Genomic DNA, 19,479 nt, shown 5'->3' with positions numbered 1-19,479 from the left:
TTTTACTTTTTCACCCACCGCACACCCCCATGGCCGAAACCACCGCCCTCCCCCTGCTCATCGCCCGCAATGCCGACACCCAGTGCGAGCTGCTGCCCGGCCTGGCGAATCGCCACGGCCTGATCACCGGTGCCACCGGCACCGGTAAGACCGTCACGCTGCAGACCCTGGCCGAGAATTTCTCCAAAATCGGCGTGCCGGTCTTCATGGCCGACGTCAAGGGCGACCTGACCGGCATCAGCCAGGCCGGCAGCATAGGCGCCAAGATGGCCGCCGTCCTCAAGGAGCGCGGCATTGACATCCCCGAATCCCTGGCCTGCCCGGCCACGCTGTGGGACGTCTTCGGCGAACAGGGCCACCCGGTGCGCGCCACCGTCTCCGACATGGGGCCGCTGCTGCTGGGCCGCATGCTCAACCTCAACGAGACCCAGGCCGGCGTGCTCAACCTGGTGTTCAAGATCGCCGACGACAACGGCATGCTGCTGCTGGACCTCAAAGACCTGCGCGCCATGCTGCAGTACGTGGGCGACAACGCCGGCGAGTTCACCACCCAGTACGGCAATGTCAGCGCCGCCAGCGTGGGCGCCATCCAGCGCGGCCTGCTGCAGGTCGAAAGCCAGGGCGGCGACAAGTTCTTCGGCGAGCCCATGCTCAACATCAGCGACTTCATGCAGACGGTGGACGGCAAGGGGGTGATCAACATCCTGGCCGCCGACAAGCTTATGAATTCGCCGCGCCTTTACGCCACCTTTTTGCTGTGGATGCTGTCCGAGCTGTTCGAGCAGTTGCCCGAAATCGGCGACCCCGAAAAACCCAAGCTGGTGTTTTTCTTCGACGAGGCGCATTTGCTGTTCAACGAGGCGCCCAAGGCGCTGGTCGAGCGCATAGAGCTCGTGGTGCGCCTGGTGCGCTCCAAGGGCGTGGGCGTGTATTTCGTGACGCAGAACCCGCTGGACATTCCCGACTCGGTGCTGGCTCAACTGGGCAACCGCGTGCAGCACGCGCTGCGCGCCTTCACGCCGCGCGACCAGAAGGCCGTCAAGGCCACCGCGCAGACCATGCGGCAAAAGCCCGGCCTGGACATCGAGACAGCCATCACCGAGCTGGCCGTCGGCGAGGCGCTGGTCAGCCTGCTCGACACCAAGGGCCGGCCCGGCGTCACCGAACGGGCTTTTGTGCTGCCGCCCGGCAGCCAGATCGGCCCCATCACGCCGCAGCAGCGTCAGGCGCTGATCCAGGGCTCGCTGGTCGCGGGCGTCTATGAAAAAGTCGTGGACCGCGAATCGGCCTACGAAAAAATCAAGGGCCGCGCCGAAGTGGCGGCCGCCGAAGCCGGCAAGGCGCCCCAGGGCGGTGCGGCCGGCACCAGCGACTCCGGCGGCATCCTGGGCGGGCTCAACGACGTGCTCTTCGGCACCACCGGCCCGCGCGGCGGCAAGCACGACGGCCTGGCCCAAAGCATGGCCAAGTCGGCCGTGCGCACCATGGGCTCGGCCGTGGGCCGCGAGATCATCCGCGGCGTGCTGGGCAGCATCTTCGGCGGCAAGAAACGCTGACACCGGGCGCACCCCCAAAGGGCGCGCCGCCTGTCGCGTATTAACGACCTCCGGCAGGCAGCGGGCTTGTCAAGCCCGGCACGCATCGCTACATTGGTTTTTTTGAAGGATACGCAATGCCTGCTGAAGTTGCCGCCCCGTCTTCCGGCGCACCTGGTTCTTCCCCGGGAGCCGCGCCAGCCGCCTCCAACACATCAACCTCCCACATCCGGCTGACCTCGCACGCGGGCGGCCACGGCGCGCTGCCCATCCACTGGGGCGCGGCCACGCCGGCCGAACGCGGCCCGGTGGTCGGCACCACCACCAAGCGCAGCCACCGCAACGTCATCGGCACGCACAGCGGCTCCTACAGCGTCTACCGTGCGCTGGCCGTCGCCTCGGGTGCACTGTCGGCCAAACACAAGGCCGACCTCACCAACACCTCGCCCACCGACATCATCGGCCCCTACCCGCAGTGGAGCGAGCCCGGCCGCATCGCCGCCATGGACCCCTGGGGCGCCACGGTGGCCGACGTTTTTTCGGCCGAGCTGGCCGCCGGCTACGACATACGCCCCACCATCGCCGTGACGCAAGCCCATGTGATCCTGCCCGAGGTCATAGAGGCCCTGCAGTCCGGGCGCCTGAAGGCCGACGGCAAATACCTCACGGCCGGCGGCGCGGCCGTGGTCACCAAGGTCGCGGTCGAGCCGGTCTGGTACCTGCCCGAAGTCGCCCGGCGCTTCGGGTGCAGCGAGACCGATTTGCGCCGCGTGCTGTTCGAGGAAACCGGCGGCATGTACCCCGAACTCGTCACGCGCAGCGACCTGGAAGTGTTCCTGCCGCCCATAGGCGGCCTCACCGCCTACATCTTCGGCAAGCCGCGCGACCTGGCCAACCCCGAGATCGAACTCACCGCCCGCGTGCACGACGAATGCAACGGCTCCGACGTCTTCGGCTCCGACATCTGCACCTGCCGCCCCTACCTCACGCATGCGATCGAGGAATGCATACAGGGCGCGCAACGCGGCGGCGTGGGCCTGGTGGCCTACTTCCGCAAGGAAGGCCGGGCGCTCGGCGAAGTCACCAAGTTCCTGGTCTACAACGCGCGCAAGCGCCAGGTCGGCGGCGACACCGCCGACCAGTACTTCGCCCGCACCGAATGTGTGGCCGGCGTGCAGGACATGCGCTTTCAGGAGTTGATGCCCGACGTGCTGAGCTGGCTGGGTATACGCAAGATCCACAGGCTGGTCTCCATGAGCAACATGAAATACGACGCCATCACACGAGCCGGCATCGAAGTCGTCGAACGCGTCAACATCCCCGAAGGCCTGATCCCGGCCGATGCCCAGGTCGAGATGGACGCCAAGATGGCCGCCGGCTATTTCACGCCCGGGGCCGTGCCCGACGCCGAGGAACTCAAAAAAGCCAAGGGCCGGGGGCTGGATGCCTGAAGCCCCCAATCCCGCCTCGCCCCCGGCCAACGCCAGCTACACCATCGCCGGCAACCTGCGCGGCATAGGCGCCGCCGCCGAGCTGCGGTCCACCGCCACCATACGCACGCGCGCACGCGCCCTGCTGGCACGCGCGCGCCGCGGCGAATCGGCCTGGTTCAGCGTCAACGACGGCGCCATGGCCACCGCCGCCAGCCTGGTCGCCGAAATCACGCGTGCCCGCTACCCCAGCCTGGAGATTCCCTACCACTCGCGCTGGCGGCATTTCGAGGCCGGCGGCGTCAACCGCCCCGCCCTGCTCAACGAGGCCTTGGCCTCGGCCACGCCGGCCGGGCGCGCGCGCGCCCAGATCGACCTGGCCCTGGTCAGCGTGCTGCTCGACGCCGGCGCCGGCCCGCAGTGGCGCTACCTTGAAGCCGCCCAGGGCGAGCGGCCCGGCTGCGAGTACAGCCGCTCCGAAGGCCTGGGCGTGGCCAGCTTCCATGCCTTTATGGCCGGCATGTTTTCCAGCGACCCGCAGTACCCGCTGCAGGCCGATGCCGCGGGCCTCAAGGCCGTCACGGGCGAACAGCTGGCCGCCGCCTTCCAGGTCAGCGAAAGCAACCCGCTGGTGGGCCTGGAAGGCCGCGCCGCGCTGCTGCGCCGCCTGGGCCAGGCCCTGCAGGACCAGCCCGCGCTGTTCGGCCCGCGCGGCCGTCCCGGGCATTTGTTTGAAGTGCTGGTGCTTCCCGGCAAAAACACCGTCGAGGCGCATGAGCTGCTGTCCATCCTGCTGACCGGCCTGTCGTCCATCTGGCCGGCGCAGAACATGCTGGGTAACATCCCGCTGGGCGACTGCTGGCGCCACCCCGCGGCCGGCGAAGCCGACAGCGGCCCCAGCCAGGGCTGGATGCCATTCCACAAGCTTTCGCAGTGGCTCACCTATTCGCTGCTCGAGCCCTTTGAATGGGCCGGCGTGCAGGTCAACGGCCTGGACGCCCTGACCGGCCTGCCCGAATACCGCAACGGCGGCCTGTTCCTGGACGCCGGCGTGCTGCTGTTCAAGGACCCGGCCCAGGCCCAGCGCCTGCACCAGGCCGGTGATGAACTCATTGTGGAATGGCGCGCGCTGACCGTGGCCCTGCTCGACGAACTCGCGCCCATGGTGCGCGAGCAGTTAGGATTGACGGCCGAACAGATGCCGCTGGCCCGCGTGCTCGAAGGCGGCACCTGGGCCGCGGGGCGCGCACTGGCACAGCAATTGCATCAGGGTTTGCCGCCCCTGAACATCGAAAGCGACGGCACGGTTTTCTGAGATTTCTTTGTGAGATTTCTTTCTGGGATTTCTCTCCTGGAAATCGTGCAAGGCACAAGAATGAAGAGGCATACACACACATGACGACCACCCGCAGCGACAAAGTCCACCTGGTAGACCACCCCCTGGTGCAGCACAAGCTCACCCTGATGCGCCGCAAGGACGCCTCCACCAACACCTTCCGCACCCTGCTCAATGAGCTCAGCATGCTGATGGCCTACGAGGTCACACGCGACATGCCCATGCAGGAGATCGAGATCGAAACCCCGCTCGAAAAAACCACCTCCAAGGTTATAGACGGCAAGAAGCTGGTGTTTGTCTCCATCCTGCGCGCCGGCAACGGCATCCTCGAAGGCATGCTCAGCGTGGTGCCCGGCGCGCGCGTGGGCCACGTCGGCCTGTACCGCGACCCCAAGACGCTGACGGCCGTCGAGTACTACTTCAAGATGCCGCACGACATGGAAGAGCGCGACATCGTGGTCGTCGACCCCATGCTGGCCACCGGCAATTCGGCCATCGCGGCCGTCGAGCGGCTCAAGGAACTCAATCCCAAGTCCATCAAGTTTGTCTGCCTGCTGACTTGCCCCGAGGGCATCAAGGCGCTGCAGACCGCTCACCCCGACGTACCCATCTACACCGCTGCGATAGACCGCGAGCTCAATAGCCACGGCTATATCCTGCCGGGCCTGGGCGACGCAGGGGACCGCATCTTTGGTACCAAGTAGTCCCGCTTTCCCAACCTGAACCCACCAACCCGGAGAGTCCCATGTTTCAAGCTGCCCGTTCCAAGCGCCGCCAATTCGTCCTGCTCGCCACCGCCGCCGCCATCGCCATGCCCGGCATGGCATTCGCCCAGGCCAAGACCAAGGTTGCCGCGCTCTACACCGTGCCGTTTGAACAGCAATGGGTCAGCCGCCTGCACAAGGCGCTCAAAGCCGCAGAGGCGCGCGGCGAGATTGAATACAAGGCCACCGAGAACGTCTCCAACGCCGACTACGAACGCGTGATGCGCGAATACGCCACGGCCGGCAACACGCTGATCGTCGGCGAGGCCTTTGCCGTCGAGGCCGCGGCGCGCAAGGTCGCCAAGGACTTTCCCAAGGTCTCCTTCCTGATGGGCTCGTCGGGCAAGCCGCAGGCGCCCAACTTCTCGGTGTTCGACAACTACATCCAGGAGCCGGCCTACCTCACGGGCATGATTGCCGGCGGCGTCACCAAGAGCAACAAGATAGGCATGGTGGGCGGCTTCCCGATTCCCGAGGTCAACCGCCTGATGAACGCCTTTATGGCCGGCGCGAAAGAAACCAACCCCAAGGTCGAGTTCAGCGTGAGTTTTATCAACAGCTGGTTTGACCCGCCCAAGGCCAAGGAAGCCGCCTTCGCCATGATCGACAAGGGTGCCGACGTGATGTACGCCGAGCGCTTTGGCGTCAGCGACGCGGCCAAGGAAAAAGGCAAGCTGGCCATCGGCAACGTCATCAACACCCAGGACAAATACCCCGACACCGTGGTCGCCTCGGCGCTGTGGAATATGGAGCCCAGCATTGACCGCGCCATCAAGCTGGTCAAGGACGGCAAGTTCACGGCCGAGGACTACGGCCCCTATTCCATGATGAAGCACAAGGGCTCCGAGCTGGCCCCGCTGGGCACCTTCGAGAAGAAGGTTCCCGCCGCCATCGTCGCCAAGGTCAAGGCCAAGGAAAAAGACATCCTCGACGGCAAATACACCGTCAAGGTCGACGACAGCCAGCCCAAGTCCACCGCCAAATAAGCCTGAGGGCTGGAGAAGCGCCGTATGCCTGTCCTTGTCTGCCTGCGGCGCGTGCTCTTGTCCCGGCTGGCGGCTTTTGCCGTCGCCGGGCTGCTGGCCCTCGGCCTGGCCGGCTGCGCCAGCACCGGCACGCCGGTGCGGCTGGACGACACCCCGCGCATCGCCGTGATCTCGGCCTTCGAGCCCGAACTCACCCTGCTGCTGCGGCAGCTGCAAACCCCGGTACGGCACCGCGCCAATGGCGTCGAGTTCAGCACCGGCACGCTGCAGGGCAAGCCCGTCGTGCTGTTTCTCTCGGGCATCAGCATGGTCAATGCGTCCATGAACACCCAGCTGGTGCTGGACCGTTTCAATGTCCAGAGCATTGTCTTCAGCGGCATCGCCGGCGGCGTCGACCCCAGCCTGCACATAGGCGATGTCAGCGTGCCGGCCCAGTGGGGCCAGTACCTCGAGGTGTTGATGGCGCGCGAAACCGCGCCCGGTCGCTACACCATCCCGCCGCGCATGGAGGCCCAGACCCTGGCGCCCTTCGGCATGCTGCATCCGCGCCCCGTCGAAACCCGCAGCGCCGCCAGCCCGGCGCCGGTGCGCAAGTTCTGGTTCACCGTCGACCCCAAAATGCTGGAGACAGCGCGCGGCCTGGGGCCCATCGCGCTGGAATCCTGCAACGCCGGCGTCTGCCTGACACACAAGCCGCAACTCCGGGTCGGCGGCAACGGCGTCTCCGGCCAGGCCTTTGTCGACAACGCCGCCTTCCGCGAATACGCCTTCAAGACCTTTGGTGCCAATGTGCTGGACATGGAAACCGCCGCCGTCGGCATGGTGGCCTACAGCAACAACGTGCCCTATATCGCCTTCCGCTCCCTCAGCGACCTGGCCGGCGGCGGCGAAGGCGCCAATGAGATGGTGACCTTCATGAATATCGCCGCCGACAATTCGGCGAAAGTGCTGCTGGCATTTCTCGCAGCCTGGAAATAGCATGCCCGAACTCACCGGGATCGACCACATCTACATTGCCGTGAGCGACATGGCAGCGTCGGAAGCGTTCTACGACAAACTCATGCTGACAGTACTCAGCTGCCGCAAAAACACCTTCACGATCGGCGGGGACCCGCACATCCAGTATTTCAACCGCTACTTCGGTTATGTCCTGCGGCCGGCCCGCTCCCAAGCCACGCACGACCCCTACTCGCCCGGCCTTCACCACTTTTGCCTGCGCGTGGACACCGTCGAAGACGTGCTCGAATGCGCCCGGCTGCTGCAGGCCTCAGGCATCAACGCCAGCGAGCCGCACCAGCACGACGAATACGCACCGGACTACTGGGCGACCTTTTTCAGCGACCCCGATGGCCTCCGTCTGGAAATCACCAACTACCGCCAGGAGCGGCGTGACCGGCATGATCACTGGGAATCTCTCAGCTGAGCATTCGCAGCCGCCAGTGCCGCGGCCCTGGTTGATCTGAAAGCCACATTGCCAAACCCTACTTCTTTCGGATGACCGTGCCCCTCCGCCCTGTTCTACGGCTCGTCTTGCTACCTGGAATGGATGGCACTGGAGATCTGTTTGCCCCTTTGCTCAAGGCGCTGCCGCCATCCCTGCAAGTCGAGGTCGTACGCTACCCGGGGAATGAGGCGCTGGGATACGAGGAACTCCAGAAGCTCGTCCTGGCGCGTCTGACGTCCGAGCCCTTTGTCTTGCTCGGCGAGTCTTTTTCCGGGCCGCTGGCCGCCTCCATTGCGGCCACCCGGCCGGCCGGCTTATGCGGGCTCATCCTGTCCTGTACCTTCGCGAAAACTCCCCGCCCCGCCCTGGCTTTTCTCTCTTCCGTGGCGGACAACCCGCTGTTCCGGAGAATTCCGCCGCACGCGTTGACCCGTGTGGTCGCCCCATTTTTGCTCGGCGCATTTGCGCCGCCCGCGCGCAGGCTCATGCTCGAACAGGCCCTGCGGCAGCTGTCACCGCAAACCATGATCAGGCGGATGCAGGAAGTTCTCCGGGTGGATGTGAGAGACAAGCTCAAACAGATCCAGGTGCCGGTGATGTATCTGCAGGCAAAACAGGACAGGGTTGTTCCAGGATCCGCAGCCGAGTCCTTGAAGCAAAACCTCCCGTCCATCGAAATCGTCAGGCTTGACGGCCCGCATTTCCTTTTGCAGGCCGCGCCGGCGCCTGCCGCGCTCGCGATTGAAGCGTTCTGCCGCAAGCTGGAGGCTGCATCACCATGAGCGCTCCGGTTCTTCGTTTGACCAACATCACCAAACGCTTCGGCCCGCTGCTCGCCAATGACGCAATTTCGCTGGACCTGCATGCCGGTGAAATCCTCGCGCTGCTCGGCGAGAACGGCGCGGGCAAGTCCACGCTGGTGTCCATCCTGTTCGGCCACTACACGGCCGACGAAGGCGGCATAGAAATCTTCGGCAAGCCACTGCCGCCCGGCAACCCGCGCGCGGCGCTCGAGGCCGGCATCGGCATGGTGCACCAGCACTTCACGCTGGCCGACAACCTCAGCGTGCTCGACAACGTGATGATGGGCAGCGAGCCGCTGTGGCAGCTGTTTTCGCGCCGCAGCGCCGCGCGCGCCAGATTGCTGGACGTAGCCCAGCGCTTCGGCCTGCCGGTGACGCCCGAGGCCAAAGTCGGCAGCCTCTCGGTCGGCGAGCGCCAGCGTGTCGAAATCCTCAAGGCCCTGTACCGCGGCGCACGCATCCTGATCCTTGACGAACCCACGGCCGTGCTGACGCCGCAGGAAAGCGAGGCGCTGTTCGCCACGCTGGGCCAGATGGTGGCCCAGGGCCTGTCCATCATTTTTATCAGCCACAAGCTGGCTGAGGTGCTGCGTGTCTCGCAACGCGTGGCCGTGCTGCGCGCCGGCAAGCTGGTGGCCCAGGCGCCGGCCGCCGGCACCAGCCAGGCCCAGCTTGCGCAGTGGATGGTGGGCCATGCCGTCGCGGCCGCCCAGCGCCGGCCCGCGCGGGCGGCGGGCGCGGCGGTCTGCACGCTGGACGCGGTCAGCACCGCCGACGCCGGCCGCGACCGGCTGGACGGCGTTTCGCTGCAGCTCAAGGCGGGCGAGATCGTCGCGATTGCCGGCGTCTCGGGCAACGGCCAGCTCGCGCTGGCCGAACTGCTGTGCGGCATGCGCCAGGCCAGCCAGGGCACAGTCAACCTGCAGGGCCGGCCCATGAAGGCGTCCCCCGCCTGGCTGGTTTCGCAAGGTGTGGCGCGCATCCCCGAAGACCGGCATGGCGTGGGTGTGGTCGGCGACCTCTGCGTCTGGGAAAACGCCGTGTCCGAGCGCCTGCGCAGCCCGGCGTTTTCCAAGGCTCTGTGGGTCAAACGCCAGGCCGCGCAAGCCCATGCCGCGCGCATTGTGCGCGAGTTCGACGTGCGCGGCGGCGGGCCGCAGACGGCGGCGCGTTCACTGTCGGGCGGCAATATGCAAAAGCTGATCCTGGGCCGGGCCCTGGTCGCTCCCTCAACGGAAGCCAAAGCGCAGCCACCCCAGCTCATCATTGCCCATCAGCCCACCTGGGGCCTTGACATAGGCGCGGTCGCCTATGTGCAGCAGCAGTTGATTGCCGCGCGCGATGCCGGCGCGGCCGTGCTGGTGATTTCCGACGACCTCGACGAGGTCATCGCGCTGGGGGACCGTGTGGCCGTGATGCACGCGGGACGGCTTACCGAGGCCTTGCCGGGCGAAGCCTGGACGCGAGAGGCGATTGGCCTGGCGATGGCCGGTGCCGCTTCGGTTCAAGCCGGCCCTTCGACAGGCTCAGGGCGAACGGTGGGAGGAAATTCGCCATGAGGCTTGAGAAGCGCACCGAAGCCTCCAAGCTCGCCCTGCTGCTGGCCCCCATTGCCGCGATCGCTTTTACCCTGCTGGTCAGCGCGCTGCTGGTGCTGTGGGCCGGCGCGCCGCTGGGGCAGACCTACAGCCTGCTGTTCAAGGGCGGCTTTGGCTCTGTCTTCGCGCTCAGCGAAACCCTGACCCGCGCGATTCCGCTCATCCTGACCGGCCTGGCGGCCACCGTGGCCTTCAAGGCGCGGCTGTTCAACATAGGCGCCGAGGGCCAGCTGTATGCCGGCGCGCTCGCCGCCGTGGCCGTGGGCGGTCTGCATGGCGGCACCGGCTTTGAGCTGCCCGTCTGGCTGCTGTTCGGCCTCATGCTGCTGGCGGCGGCACTGGCCGGCGCCCTGCTGCTGCTCGGGCCGGCGCTGCTGAAAGCGCGGCTGGGCGTTGACGAGGTGGTCACCACCTTGCTGCTCAATTTTGTGATGCTGCTGTTTGTCTCGGCCATGCTGGACGGCCCCATGAAAGACCCGACCGCCATGGGCTGGCCGCAAAGCGTGGCGCTGATGGGCGAACTGGAGCTGTCCAAGCTGGTTGAACAGACGCGCATACACACCGGCCTGTTCTGGGCCCTGGGCTTGGCCTTGGCGCTGTGGGCTTTGCTCAAATACACCGTGCTGGGTTTTGACATACGTGCCATGGGCGCCAACACCCGGGCGGCCGCCTTTGCCGGCGTGCCCGTCACGCGCACCGTGGTGCTGGTCGCCCTGCTCTCGGGCGCGCTCGCGGGCCTGGCCGGCGCCATCGAGGTGGCCGGCCGCACCAGCTATGTCACCCTGGACATGTCGCCCGGCTATGGCTACACCGGCATCGTGATTGCCATGCTGGCCGCGCTCAATCCCCTGGGCGTGGTCGCCGCCGCCGTGTTTGTGGCCGGCGTGCTGGTGGGCGCCGACACCATGAGCCGCGCGGTCGGTGTGCCCACCTATATTGCCGATGTGATCGTCGCGGCTTCGCTGATTTCGGTGCTGGTGGCGACCTTGATGACGCAGTACCGGCTGGTGTGGGGGCGCAAGCCATGACCGAACTGCTGGACGTCCTCGCCGCCGCTCCCTTCTGGATTGCCGTACTCCGGATCGCCACGCCGCTCATCCTGGGCACCCTGGGCGTGCTGCTCTGCGAGCGCGCCGGTGTGCTCAACCTCGGCATCGAAGGCATCATGGTCGCGGGCGCTTTCAGCGGCTGGCTGGCCGTGTATGGCGGCGCACCGCTGTGGCTGGGCGTGGTGGTGGCCGCGCTGACCGGCGCGGTATTCGGCCTGCTGCACGCCTTGCTCACCGTGGGCCTGGCGCTGTCGCAGCATGTGGCCGGCCTGGGCATCACGCTGCTCGCGACTTCGCTGAGCTATTACGGCTACCGCGTGAGCTTTCCCAAGGTCGACACACCGCCTACCGTCACGCCCTTCGCGCCCATGCACTGGCTGGACGGATCGGGTTTGAGCGTGCTGGCCGCGCAAACCCCGCTCACCCTGCTGGCCCTGGCCCTGGTGCCGCTGGTCGCCTGGCTGCTCTACCGCACGCCGGCCGGCCTGGCGATACGCATGGTCGGCGAGAACCCGCAGGCCGCCGAAGGCCAGGGTGTCTCGGTCGCGGCCACGCGCACAGCTGCCATCGTCGCCGGCTCGGCCCTGATGGGCGTGGCCGGCGCCTTCCTCACGCTCTCGGCCTTTAACGCCTTTTTCTTTAACATGGTCAACGGCCGCGGATGGGTGTGTGTGGCGCTGGTGGTGTTCGCCTCCTGGCGGCCCGGAAAGGCCTTGCTGGGCGCCCTGCTGTTCGCGTTTTTTGACGCGCTGCAGCTGCGCCTGCAGACGTCCGGCCTGATCAACGTGCCTTACCAGATCTATTTGATGCTGCCCTACCTGCTCTCCATACTCGCGCTGGTGCTGGTGGCGCGCAAGGCGGCGTATCCTCAGGCGTTGATGAAACCTTATCGCAAGGGAGAGCGCTGATGCGCAGCCGCCAAACAGAAAGCACAGACCCGGCTTTCCTCAATGAAAAAACCGCCCGCAAACAGGCCGAACGCCAGCTCCTGCAGGATGCCCTGGCCGGCGGCCTGGACGCCGAGCCCATCGCCTGGGCTCCCGGCAATGCCACCGTCATCGCGCCAGCCTTGCTGGCCAGCCCGCGCCTGCGGCTGCGCCCCTGGACGGACGCCGACCGCGACCCCTTTGCCGCCATGACGGCCGATACCGAGGTCATGCGCCACTTTCCGGCGCCGCTCAGCCGCGCGCAGAGCGACGCCTGGATAGACCGCATGAGCCGCAAGATCGAGGAACGCGGCTGGGGCTTCTGGGCCATGGACTACCTGGCCGAGGGCGCGGCACCGCAATTCGCGGGCTTTACCGGCCTCCATATTCCCGACCCGAAATTTCCTTTAGGCCCTTGCGTGGAAGTGGGCTGGCGGCTGGCGCAGCGCTTCTGGGGCCTGGGCCTGGCCACCGAGGCGGCACGCCTGTCCTTGCGCGCCGGCTTCGAGTCCCTGGGCCTGCAAGAGATCGTCGCGATGACGACCCTGCGCAACACCCGATCACGTGCCGTCATGCAGCGCCTGGGCATGCAGGAAAGCCCAGCCGACGAATTCGACCACTGGGCTTACCCCGAGGGCAACCCTGAGCGGCGCTGCTGCATCTACCGCCTGCCCCGCGCGCGCTGGTCCGCCGACGCGCCAAATCGCAGCTGAAAGGCCATGCCATGCTAGACCTGCTCATCACCAACGCCGCGCTGCCCGACGGCCGCACCGGTATCTCCATTGCCGTGCAAAACGGCAAGATCACCGCCGTGGAAGCCGGCCTGCAGGCACCGGCCCGCGAAACAGTCGACGCCGGCGGCTATCTTCTAAGCCCGCCCTTTGTAGACCCCCACTTCCACATGGACGCCACGCTGAGCTACGGCCTGCCGCGCGTCAATGAAAGCGGCACCCTGCTTGAAGGCATTGCGCTGTGGGGCGAGCTCAAACCGCTGCTGACGTCCGAGGCTCTCATCCGACGCGCCCTCGCCTACTGCGACTGGGCCGTGGCCAAGGGCCTGCTGGCCATACGCAGCCACGTGGATACCAGCGACGCCAGCCTGCTGGCCGTCGATGCGTTGCTCGAAGTCAAAAAACAGGTCGCGCCTTATATAGACTTGCAACTCGTCGCCTTCCCGCAGGACGGCGTGCTGCGCACAAAAGGCGGTGTCGACAACCTCAAACGCGCGCTGGACAAAGGCGTGGAGGTAGTGGGCGGTATCCCGCACTTTGAGCGCACCATGGCCGACGGCGCCGCCAGCGTCAAGCTGCTCTGCGAGATCGCCGCCGAACGCGGCCTGCTGGTCGACATGCACTGCGACGAATCCGACGACCCGCTATCGCGCCATATCGAAACCCTGGCGTTTGAGGCGCAGCGCCTGGGCCTGCAGGGCCGGGTCAACGGCAGCCACTGCACCTCCATGCACAGCATGGACAACTACTACGTCTCCAAGCTGCTGCCCCTGATCGCCGAGTCCGGCGTCAGCGTCATCGCCAACCCGCTGATCAACATCACGCTCCAGGGCCGCCACGACAGCTACCCCAAACGCCGCGGCATGACCCGCGTACCCGAACTCATGGCGGCCGGCGTGAATGTCGCCTTCGGCCACGACTGCGTGATGGACCCCTGGTACGGCATGGGCTCAGGCGACATGCTCGAAGTCGCCCACATGGGCCTGCACGTCGCGCAGATGACCAGCCAGAAAGGCATACGCCAGTGTTTTGACGCGGTGACGGTCAATGCCGCCAAGGTCATGCACCTGCCGGGCTATGGGCTGGAGGTGGGTTGCGATGCGAGTTTTGTGCTGCTGCAGGCGCGGGATACGGTAGAGGCGATCCGTTTGCGGGCAACCCGGCTGCAGGTCTGGAAGAGGGGCCAGCGGCTGGCCGAAACGCCCGAAGTCGCCACCCAGCTGCAGATGCCAGGGCGGCCTTCAAGCACGGATTTCCGGCAAGCAGCCCCAGGCCGTTAAGCCCTTCCAGCAGGACTTCAATGAACTGGAACGATCCACCGCCAGATGACAAAGAGTTGCCCACAATAGTCGACAAACTTGTCGTCAAAGCTGGAAGCCATAGCGCGGACGAAAAGCGGGAAGCGGTTGAGGCCCTCTATGACCTGGCGTTCAAAGTGGGCCCAAAAGCCGCCGCGGCTGTCCCCGTGTTAATCGAACGCCTGGGCGATAGCGATCGCAAGACGGCGGAAAGCGCACTCTGGGCGCTTGGCTATTGCAAATCTCAAAGCGTCGAGCCGCTCATTGACTGCCTTCTCAGCGCCGACTCGCAGGTTCGGGAACGCGCTGCATGGGCGATCGGCAATATCGGCGATGAAGCCCGCCCTGCCAGCGATTCACTTCGGCGCTTGCTGAAAGACCCCGCGGAGAATGTTCGCTCACGCGCAGCCTGGGCTTTAGGCCTCGTCCACGATTGCGACAGCCGGACCGTCGAATCCCTCTTTCAACTGGTGGAGTTCGGGATCACCTCGGATCGCCGTTCCGCGCTCCATGCCCTCGGCAATATCGCAAAGCGCATGGACGACCGCTCAGCGCTACACCGCCATAGTCCGCTCATCTTCTCTGCGCTGGATGACGTCGACGAGGATACGCGCTGGTCCGCGCTTTACGTTGTCGAATCTTTGGGCCTCGCAGCTGCGGAACACGCTGATGTGCTGCTTGGCCTATTGAAACAAGACCCCGCCCAAAGGGTGTTGCATGCAGTCCTGTCGCAGTTGACGCGGCTGGCGCCCCAGATAGATTTGTCGGCCCAGACGGAATATCTTTGTCAATGGCTGGGCCGCGATAGCGCCTCGGCATCACAAGTTTGCGAAATTTTGAGCGTGATCCACCCAGCGCCGCTGGATGCCATAGCCGCTCTTGTTAGCGCACTCAGTATTGACGAGTGCGTTGTGCCCGCGTCGAAAGCCTTGTGGAAAATTGACAGGCGCGTCAGCGAGTCGCTGCCCGCGCTCGCTCGGGTTTTTGACGACTACGAAGAGTCTGTTTGCGACGTCGTTTGCGAACTGGGACCGGCAGCCGCCCCCCTTCTTCCCAAGCTCATCGAGGCGATGCAAAACGAAGACTACTGGGATTTGCAATGGGCTGCGACCGACGCATTGGGAGCCATTGCCTCGGCCGACCCTCCAGTCATGGAGGCTTTGCTGGCAGCCCTCGGCCATCAAAGCCCGATTGTCCGGTCCGCCGCCGGCCGGGCGCTGGCGCGTGTGGGTGCGCCTGCGATTCCACAGCTCCTCACGCTTGTGCAGGCGCAAGACGACCCGCGTGCGGCGTGGGCTGCTTTTTCATTGGGAGAAATGGGGCCTGCTGCCGTTTCCGCCGCGCCGCAGCTACTCAAAGGTTTGCAAACAGCTGGCGACGTGCTGTCGACCGCCTGCGCAATCGCCCTGGCGCGAACGGCGGCTGACCCGCAGGCCATTCCGCGCCTGGTACACATCATCGAAAGTGCGGACGTCAGGTATCCCCGCTCTGCGGCGGCAAGCGCACTCGGCGGGTTGGGCCCGCTTGCCATCACGGCAGTGCCGGCCCTGGAGCTTTTGCTGGGCGATGATGACTCCGGTTGCCGCGCCGCCGCACAGGAAGCACTGGACGCCATAAAGGCAAAGACTCACTGATCCTGCCAAGTTGTGCCCCTGCCGACCGCGCTGGCGCCTACGCCATCCAGGACGCGATGCTCGCGGCCATAGGCCCCATTGCCGGCTGGAAGGTGCATGGCGAGGTAACGGGGCGGCGCGGTAGAGTTGCGCTTTGAACCTTAGGTGCAGGTAAGCAGTAAAGAGGTACTCCGTGAATTCATCCATTGCCCACGCCGAACTCATCGCCACTTACAGGAAGGCGCAGGCAGAGGCCGCCCACAAATTCGGATTGATCAAAACGGTTGCCGCAAAAGGCCCCAAGGCGATTCAGATGGCCGTCGAGACTGCGGAAAAAGCGGCCAAACGCAGGGATGCTTACGCCAAAAAGCTCGCGGCGCTCAAGGTGGACATCAAGGATTAGCTGGATGGCTTACAGATAATCAGGATTTGGAAAAAAACGATGAACCCAGAAATACCAGAAGAAGTACCAGAAGAAGAACCAGAACCGATCGAGGAATACGTCCCCGGCGTCGCAAACGGCCGCAACTACATGGCCAGGCTGTGCCACTTCCCTGACGGCCCCTGGTACATCGACGTTGTCCATGTTGAATCGCTGCCGCCCTTGCACGACAGCGACAGGACCTGGCCCACGCGCGAGGAGGCTGTTCAGGCAGCCAACAAGCTGGTGGCCGACCTGGCGCACTGACCGGGGCGGCACCACCCCGCACGCTTCCCCTTGATGCCGACACGCCCCATTTCACTGGCCATTGCGCTCCCCTCCGGTGGTAGCACTTCCGGCCTGCTGCAGGCGCCCGCCGGCGCCAAGGCTTGTTATGTGTTTGCCCACGGCGCAGGCGCGGGCATGAAGCACGCCTTCATGGAGGCGATGGCTCTGGGTCTCGCGGAACGCGGCATCGCCAGCTTGCGCTTCAATTTTCCATTCATGGAACAAGGTGCTAAACGCCCGGACTCCCCCGCCGTCGCGCATGCGGCGGTTCGGGCGGCGGTGGCTGAAGCGGCGCGGCATATGCCGGGTGTGCCGCTGTTTGCCGGTGGCAAGTCTTACGGTGGGCGCATGAGCACGCAGGCGCAGGCGGCTGAGCCCTTGCCCGGGCTGAAGGGCCTTGTGCTGCTGGGCTTTCCACTGCACCCGGCCGGCGAGCCGTCCACCGAACGCGCCGTGCACCTGGCGGGCGTCAAGCTGCCCATGCTTTTTCTGCAAGGCACGCGCGACAGCCTCGCGGACCTGGACCTGATCACGCAGACCACGGCAAAGCTCGGCAACAAGGCAAGCCTGCATGTCGTGGAGGGCGCCGACCACGCCTTCCATGTGCTGGTGCGTTCAGGCCGCACCGATGCGCAGGTGCGCGAGGAACTGTGCGACACCATGGTCGCGTGGATGGCGAAGCGCTAGGGTTGCAATAGGGTCATCAGCGCCCTGATGTACCGGGAGGGCCACCCTACGTCCCTGAGTTTTTGCGCGACATCCGCTGCTCACATCCACGGTGGCAATCCAGCTCAGGACGTCTGGCACCTGCCGCTCTGGTTGGCATTGCACTGCGTCCAATGGACCGAAGCGAGAAAGCGTGGAGCGCCGTTGTGGATCCGCTCGAACGACTGTATTGGCATATGGTCTACCAAAACTTCCACCATGGCTTTGCCTCAACGTTCCCATCCAAGCCGGAGGTCGCAAATCTCGCCATTTCAGCCATCTTCTCTGATGGTATGAACAATGGAGTCTGATCTCCTTCTGAGTCCGGACCGACGATAGCTCCGGGAGCGGCACCACTCTTCCACGCCATGTGCGCATTTGGGTCAAACGTCAGCCATCTGCACGGCAGAGTGGGACCTTGGTAGAAGTCAACAACGCAAAGGTCTTGCCACATCCGCTGACCGCCTTCTTCGATGCGAGGGGTTAGGCCAAGAGACTCCCACTTTTCGACCGATGCCTGGACATCGATCGGGCTCATTGCGAACTCGACATAGAGGTGATCATCGAGCCAGAAGGACTTTCCGCGACCACCACCGAATTGCTTAAGCAGGCCGGAAAGTCCTTCCTCGATAGAGCTCTTGTTGATGTTCTCGATTGGTACAACGACGCTCAGGAATTTGATTTTGACGGCCATGAATGAATGAGCTGCCTAATGTGTTTGTGACCGGCGACCAAGGATAGGATGCCGCGCAGCGGCAGGATGCCCTTGAGCGTCCGTGTCGACTAGCTGGGTAGGCCGCACGCTCACCGTCAGAGACCCCTCAGCATGCCGGAGAACTTCCCGCACTCGCAGGAATGGAACCCAACTGACCCCTGCCATCGAAATGTGATCGGTGATCCACACATATCGCAACGAACTTTTGACGATCCGCCACCGCCTGCCTCTTCGCTCGCCTTGAAGAAGATTGCACGATCCTCGGCCAAGAGTCTTGAGCTTTCGGACTCTTCCAGTTCCCACACTTCTGTGCCAATCGGAACATCATCCTTTCGCACGCCGTGCAGTGTGGAGGTCCATCGTTTGGCAAGTTCAGGGGGTGCGGGAGGAGACTGAGGCGTATGAGTGAGGGCCAACCTGGCTTGCACTCGCTCTCCCGAAGGCTTCCGAAGTTCGACCGGGAGACTTCCGATACCCGCTACTTCCTCTCGGAGTGGGCCGGGCACTACGACAAGACCTATCCCGGTGACTTGGAAGGTGTCTTCGACAAGAATCAAGCAACGCATCGCGGTCTAACGTCCGCTCGATGGAGGGTTAGGCCTCACTGGAGGTTTCCTCGACGCCAGCCCTTGTGTTGGCGCGGACGGCGACGATGAAATGATGGACCGCCAGAACCACCGGGACAGCCGATGCGAACATGAGCACCGGATGAACTAGGTTGAAGCCGGCGGCCCAGATACATGCCGCCACAGCAGCGAGTAATGCGGCTCCGCTGCGGACCTTCGCTAGAGGGGACCACCGGTAGACGGCAGCAAGACCAACAGCGACAAGAGGGAATGCTATGGCCCAACGCGATGCTTGCCACTCGGGCGTCTCGCGAGAGATTTGGAGCAGCAACATGGTATCGGCCGATACGCCTTTTTGCCAATAGCCAACCGCGATGAACAGCCAAATGCAAGCGAACATACCTGCCGCAGCGAGAAGCGTGATGGCTATGAGCCGCGGAGACGAGTGACGTGGCATGCTTGTTACTAAAAGACTTATCGTCGATTCTAAGTTTCGTTCAGCTCGATAAAATGGGGATCAAATCTCGCCGATCAATTCTAGACGGACGGTGTGATTGCCGCCTCCTCAGTATGAACGAGCACAGGCCATACAGTCGATTTTCAATCACCCATCAAGGCCACCCCATGACAAGCTACTGGCTCATGAAATCCGAACCCGAAGAATGCTCGGTCGATGACGCGCTCGCGGCGAAAAACTCGACGGTGCCCTGGGTAGGCGTTCGCAACTACCAGGCGCGCAACTTCATGCGTGACGGGATGAAGGTCGGGGATGGTGTGCTGTTTTATCACTCGAGCTGCGCCAAGCCCGGCATTGTGGGCATCGCGCGGGTGGCGTCCACGGCCTACCCTGACCCTACGCAGTTCGATGCCAAGTCGCCCTACTACGACCCCAAGTCCAAACGCGAGGAGCCACGCTGGTTGCTGGTGGATGTGCAGGTCGTGAAGAAGATTCCCAACATCACGCTGCCCGAGCTGCGCGCGCGGCCCGAGCTCGAGGACCTCATCATCCTGCGCAAGGGCAACCGGCTGTCGATCACGCCGGTGGAGCCCAAACACTGGAAGGCGATTGTGGGCGCTAAGCCTTAGTTCTTCATGCCGCGGGCGGTGGGCAAACCAATGGCTTAGGGTGCACCAAAACCGGCATCGCCCCTCGCGGTTACGCGCGTGACAAACACACCACAGCCCGGCCGCGGCCCAATTAGTCACTGTCATTCCTGACACCGGCCGCCTCGGCCGGCATTTCGTCTGTATACATAGCGTTTCATCACGCC

At 64.7% G+C, this 19,479-nt stretch carries 20 protein-coding genes; 18 read left to right on the top strand and 2 right to left on the bottom strand.

All coding sequences use genetic code 11. The features are described 5' to 3' along the window. The first annotated feature begins 29 nt into the window (after positions 1-29). From ACEN8I_RS08925 to ACEN8I_RS08845, 17 genes are all read left to right on the top strand, one after another. Complete coding sequence (locus tag ACEN8I_RS08925) at positions 30-1,556, top strand: helicase HerA-like C-terminal domain-containing protein (protein WP_413328002.1); 1,527 nt, start codon at positions 30-32, stop codon at positions 1,554-1,556. A 116-nt stretch (positions 1,557-1,672) separates the two neighbouring features. After that, positions 1,673-2,986: a GTP cyclohydrolase II gene (locus tag ACEN8I_RS08920; RefSeq protein ID WP_413328001.1), complete on the top strand. Its 1,314-nt coding sequence runs from the start codon at positions 1,673-1,675 to the stop codon at positions 2,984-2,986. After that, on the top strand, positions 2,979-4,280 hold the full coding sequence (locus ACEN8I_RS08915) for a URC4/urg3 family protein (RefSeq protein ID WP_413327999.1): 1,302 nt from the start codon (positions 2,979-2,981) through the stop codon (positions 4,278-4,280). The genes ACEN8I_RS08920 and ACEN8I_RS08915 overlap by 8 nt, the downstream gene beginning before the upstream one ends. 80 nt (positions 4,281-4,360) lie before the next feature. Continuing rightward, on the top strand, positions 4,361-5,005 hold the full coding sequence (gene upp / locus ACEN8I_RS08910; RefSeq protein WP_413327998.1) for a uracil phosphoribosyltransferase: 645 nt from the start codon (positions 4,361-4,363) through the stop codon (positions 5,003-5,005). A 41-nt stretch (positions 5,006-5,046) separates the two neighbouring features. Then, positions 5,047-6,051 (top strand): BMP family protein, encoded by a 1,005-nt coding sequence (locus ACEN8I_RS08905; RefSeq protein WP_413327997.1) that lies wholly within the window; start codon positions 5,047-5,049, stop codon positions 6,049-6,051. Positions 6,052-6,075: 24 nt separating this feature from the next. Further along, on the top strand, positions 6,076-7,029 hold the full coding sequence (locus ACEN8I_RS08900) for a 5'-methylthioadenosine/S-adenosylhomocysteine nucleosidase (RefSeq protein ID WP_413327996.1): 954 nt from the start codon (positions 6,076-6,078) through the stop codon (positions 7,027-7,029). Between the two features lies 1 nt (position 7,030). Beyond that, positions 7,031-7,474, top strand: coding sequence for a VOC family protein (locus tag ACEN8I_RS08895; RefSeq protein WP_413327995.1), 444 nt, complete (start codon positions 7,031-7,033; stop codon positions 7,472-7,474). Positions 7,475-7,545: 71 nt separating this feature from the next. Then, positions 7,546-8,277 carry an alpha/beta fold hydrolase gene (locus ACEN8I_RS08890; RefSeq protein ID WP_413327994.1) on the top strand — a complete coding sequence of 244 codons (732 nt, stop codon included), beginning with the start codon at positions 7,546-7,548 and terminating at the stop codon, positions 8,275-8,277. Beyond that, a complete protein-coding gene (locus ACEN8I_RS08885; protein ID WP_413327992.1) occupies positions 8,274-9,857 on the top strand; it encodes an ABC transporter ATP-binding protein in 1,584 nt (527 codons plus the stop codon). Before ACEN8I_RS08890 ends, ACEN8I_RS08885 begins: the two co-directional genes overlap by 4 nt. Beyond that, the gene (locus ACEN8I_RS08880; protein WP_413327991.1) at positions 9,854-10,924 is read left to right on the top strand and encodes an ABC transporter permease; all 1,071 of its coding nucleotides are present in this window, start codon (positions 9,854-9,856) and stop codon (positions 10,922-10,924) included. Before ACEN8I_RS08885 ends, ACEN8I_RS08880 begins: the two co-directional genes overlap by 4 nt. After that, a complete protein-coding gene (locus ACEN8I_RS08875) occupies positions 10,921-11,853 on the top strand; it encodes an ABC transporter permease (protein WP_413327990.1) in 933 nt (310 codons plus the stop codon). Before ACEN8I_RS08880 ends, ACEN8I_RS08875 begins: the two co-directional genes overlap by 4 nt. Further along, positions 11,853-12,584 carry a GNAT family N-acetyltransferase gene (locus tag ACEN8I_RS08870; RefSeq protein WP_413327988.1) on the top strand — a complete coding sequence of 244 codons (732 nt, stop codon included), beginning with the start codon at positions 11,853-11,855 and terminating at the stop codon, positions 12,582-12,584. The genes ACEN8I_RS08875 and ACEN8I_RS08870 overlap by 1 nt, the downstream gene beginning before the upstream one ends. 11 nt (positions 12,585-12,595) lie before the next feature. Continuing rightward, positions 12,596-13,882, top strand: coding sequence for an amidohydrolase family protein (locus ACEN8I_RS08865; RefSeq protein ID WP_413327987.1), 1,287 nt, complete (start codon positions 12,596-12,598; stop codon positions 13,880-13,882). Positions 13,883-13,902: 20 nt separating this feature from the next. Further along, complete coding sequence (locus ACEN8I_RS08860; protein ID WP_413327986.1) at positions 13,903-15,534, top strand: HEAT repeat domain-containing protein; 1,632 nt, start codon at positions 13,903-13,905, stop codon at positions 15,532-15,534. Positions 15,535-15,706: 172 nt separating this feature from the next. After that, positions 15,707-15,916 (top strand): hypothetical protein, encoded by a 210-nt coding sequence (locus ACEN8I_RS08855; protein WP_413327985.1) that lies wholly within the window; start codon positions 15,707-15,709, stop codon positions 15,914-15,916. Positions 15,917-15,955: 39 nt separating this feature from the next. Next, positions 15,956-16,201 carry a hypothetical protein gene (locus ACEN8I_RS08850; protein WP_413327983.1) on the top strand — a complete coding sequence of 82 codons (246 nt, stop codon included), beginning with the start codon at positions 15,956-15,958 and terminating at the stop codon, positions 16,199-16,201. 33 nt (positions 16,202-16,234) lie between these two features. Next, on the top strand, positions 16,235-16,909 hold the full coding sequence (locus ACEN8I_RS08845) for an alpha/beta family hydrolase (protein WP_413327982.1): 675 nt from the start codon (positions 16,235-16,237) through the stop codon (positions 16,907-16,909). Positions 16,910-17,129: 220 nt separating this feature from the next. Here the strand turns inward: ACEN8I_RS08845 and ACEN8I_RS08840 are convergent, their stop codons facing one another. Both ACEN8I_RS08840 and ACEN8I_RS08835 read right to left on the bottom strand, forming a co-directional pair. Next, the gene (locus tag ACEN8I_RS08840) at positions 17,130-17,621 is read right to left on the bottom strand and encodes a hypothetical protein (RefSeq protein WP_413327981.1); all 492 of its coding nucleotides are present in this window, start codon (positions 17,619-17,621) and stop codon (positions 17,130-17,132) included. A gap of 615 nt (positions 17,622-18,236) precedes the next feature. After that, positions 18,237-18,665 carry a hypothetical protein gene (locus tag ACEN8I_RS08835; RefSeq protein ID WP_413327980.1) on the bottom strand — a complete coding sequence of 143 codons (429 nt, stop codon included), beginning with the start codon at positions 18,663-18,665 and terminating at the stop codon, positions 18,237-18,239. Between the two features lie 167 nt (positions 18,666-18,832). On the opposite strand from ACEN8I_RS08835, the gene ACEN8I_RS08830 reads away from it, so the two are divergent. Next, on the top strand, positions 18,833-19,294 hold the full coding sequence (locus ACEN8I_RS08830; RefSeq protein WP_413327979.1) for an EVE domain-containing protein: 462 nt from the start codon (positions 18,833-18,835) through the stop codon (positions 19,292-19,294). Positions 19,295-19,479: the final 185 nt, after the last annotated feature.

This window comes from Polaromonas sp. CT11-55 (assembly GCF_047303325.1).
In the GTDB taxonomy this organism is placed as follows: domain Bacteria; phylum Pseudomonadota; class Gammaproteobacteria; order Burkholderiales; family Burkholderiaceae_C; genus Polaromonas.
This window is presented reverse-complemented; position numbering and strand designations above follow the sequence as displayed.

Coding starts and splice junctions, on each gene's coding strand:
- ACEN8I_RS08925 (WP_413328002.1), top strand. CDS start 30: ATGGCCGAAACCACCGCCCTCCCCCTGCTCATCGCCCGCAATGCCGAC.
- ACEN8I_RS08920 (WP_413328001.1), top strand. CDS start 1,673: ATGCCTGCTGAAGTTGCCGCCCCGTCTTCCGGCGCACCTGGTTCTTCC.
- ACEN8I_RS08915 (WP_413327999.1), top strand. CDS start 2,979: ATGCCTGAAGCCCCCAATCCCGCCTCGCCCCCGGCCAACGCCAGCTAC.
- upp (WP_413327998.1), top strand. CDS start 4,361: ATGACGACCACCCGCAGCGACAAAGTCCACCTGGTAGACCACCCCCTG.
- ACEN8I_RS08905 (WP_413327997.1), top strand. CDS start 5,047: ATGTTTCAAGCTGCCCGTTCCAAGCGCCGCCAATTCGTCCTGCTCGCC.
- ACEN8I_RS08900 (WP_413327996.1), top strand. CDS start 6,076: ATGCCTGTCCTTGTCTGCCTGCGGCGCGTGCTCTTGTCCCGGCTGGCG.
- ACEN8I_RS08895 (WP_413327995.1), top strand. CDS start 7,031: ATGCCCGAACTCACCGGGATCGACCACATCTACATTGCCGTGAGCGAC.
- ACEN8I_RS08890 (WP_413327994.1), top strand. CDS start 7,546: ATGACCGTGCCCCTCCGCCCTGTTCTACGGCTCGTCTTGCTACCTGGA.
- ACEN8I_RS08885 (WP_413327992.1), top strand. CDS start 8,274: ATGAGCGCTCCGGTTCTTCGTTTGACCAACATCACCAAACGCTTCGGC.
- ACEN8I_RS08880 (WP_413327991.1), top strand. CDS start 9,854: ATGAGGCTTGAGAAGCGCACCGAAGCCTCCAAGCTCGCCCTGCTGCTG.
- ACEN8I_RS08875 (WP_413327990.1), top strand. CDS start 10,921: ATGACCGAACTGCTGGACGTCCTCGCCGCCGCTCCCTTCTGGATTGCC.
- ACEN8I_RS08870 (WP_413327988.1), top strand. CDS start 11,853: ATGCGCAGCCGCCAAACAGAAAGCACAGACCCGGCTTTCCTCAATGAA.
- ACEN8I_RS08865 (WP_413327987.1), top strand. CDS start 12,596: ATGCTAGACCTGCTCATCACCAACGCCGCGCTGCCCGACGGCCGCACC.
- ACEN8I_RS08860 (WP_413327986.1), top strand. CDS start 13,903: ATGAACTGGAACGATCCACCGCCAGATGACAAAGAGTTGCCCACAATA.
- ACEN8I_RS08850 (WP_413327983.1), top strand. CDS start 15,956: ATGAACCCAGAAATACCAGAAGAAGTACCAGAAGAAGAACCAGAACCG.
- ACEN8I_RS08845 (WP_413327982.1), top strand. CDS start 16,235: ATGCCGACACGCCCCATTTCACTGGCCATTGCGCTCCCCTCCGGTGGT.
- ACEN8I_RS08840 (WP_413327981.1), bottom strand. CDS start 17,621: ATGGCCGTCAAAATCAAATTCCTGAGCGTCGTTGTACCAATCGAGAAC.
- ACEN8I_RS08835 (WP_413327980.1), bottom strand. CDS start 18,665: ATGCCACGTCACTCGTCTCCGCGGCTCATAGCCATCACGCTTCTCGCT.
- ACEN8I_RS08830 (WP_413327979.1), top strand. CDS start 18,833: ATGACAAGCTACTGGCTCATGAAATCCGAACCCGAAGAATGCTCGGTC.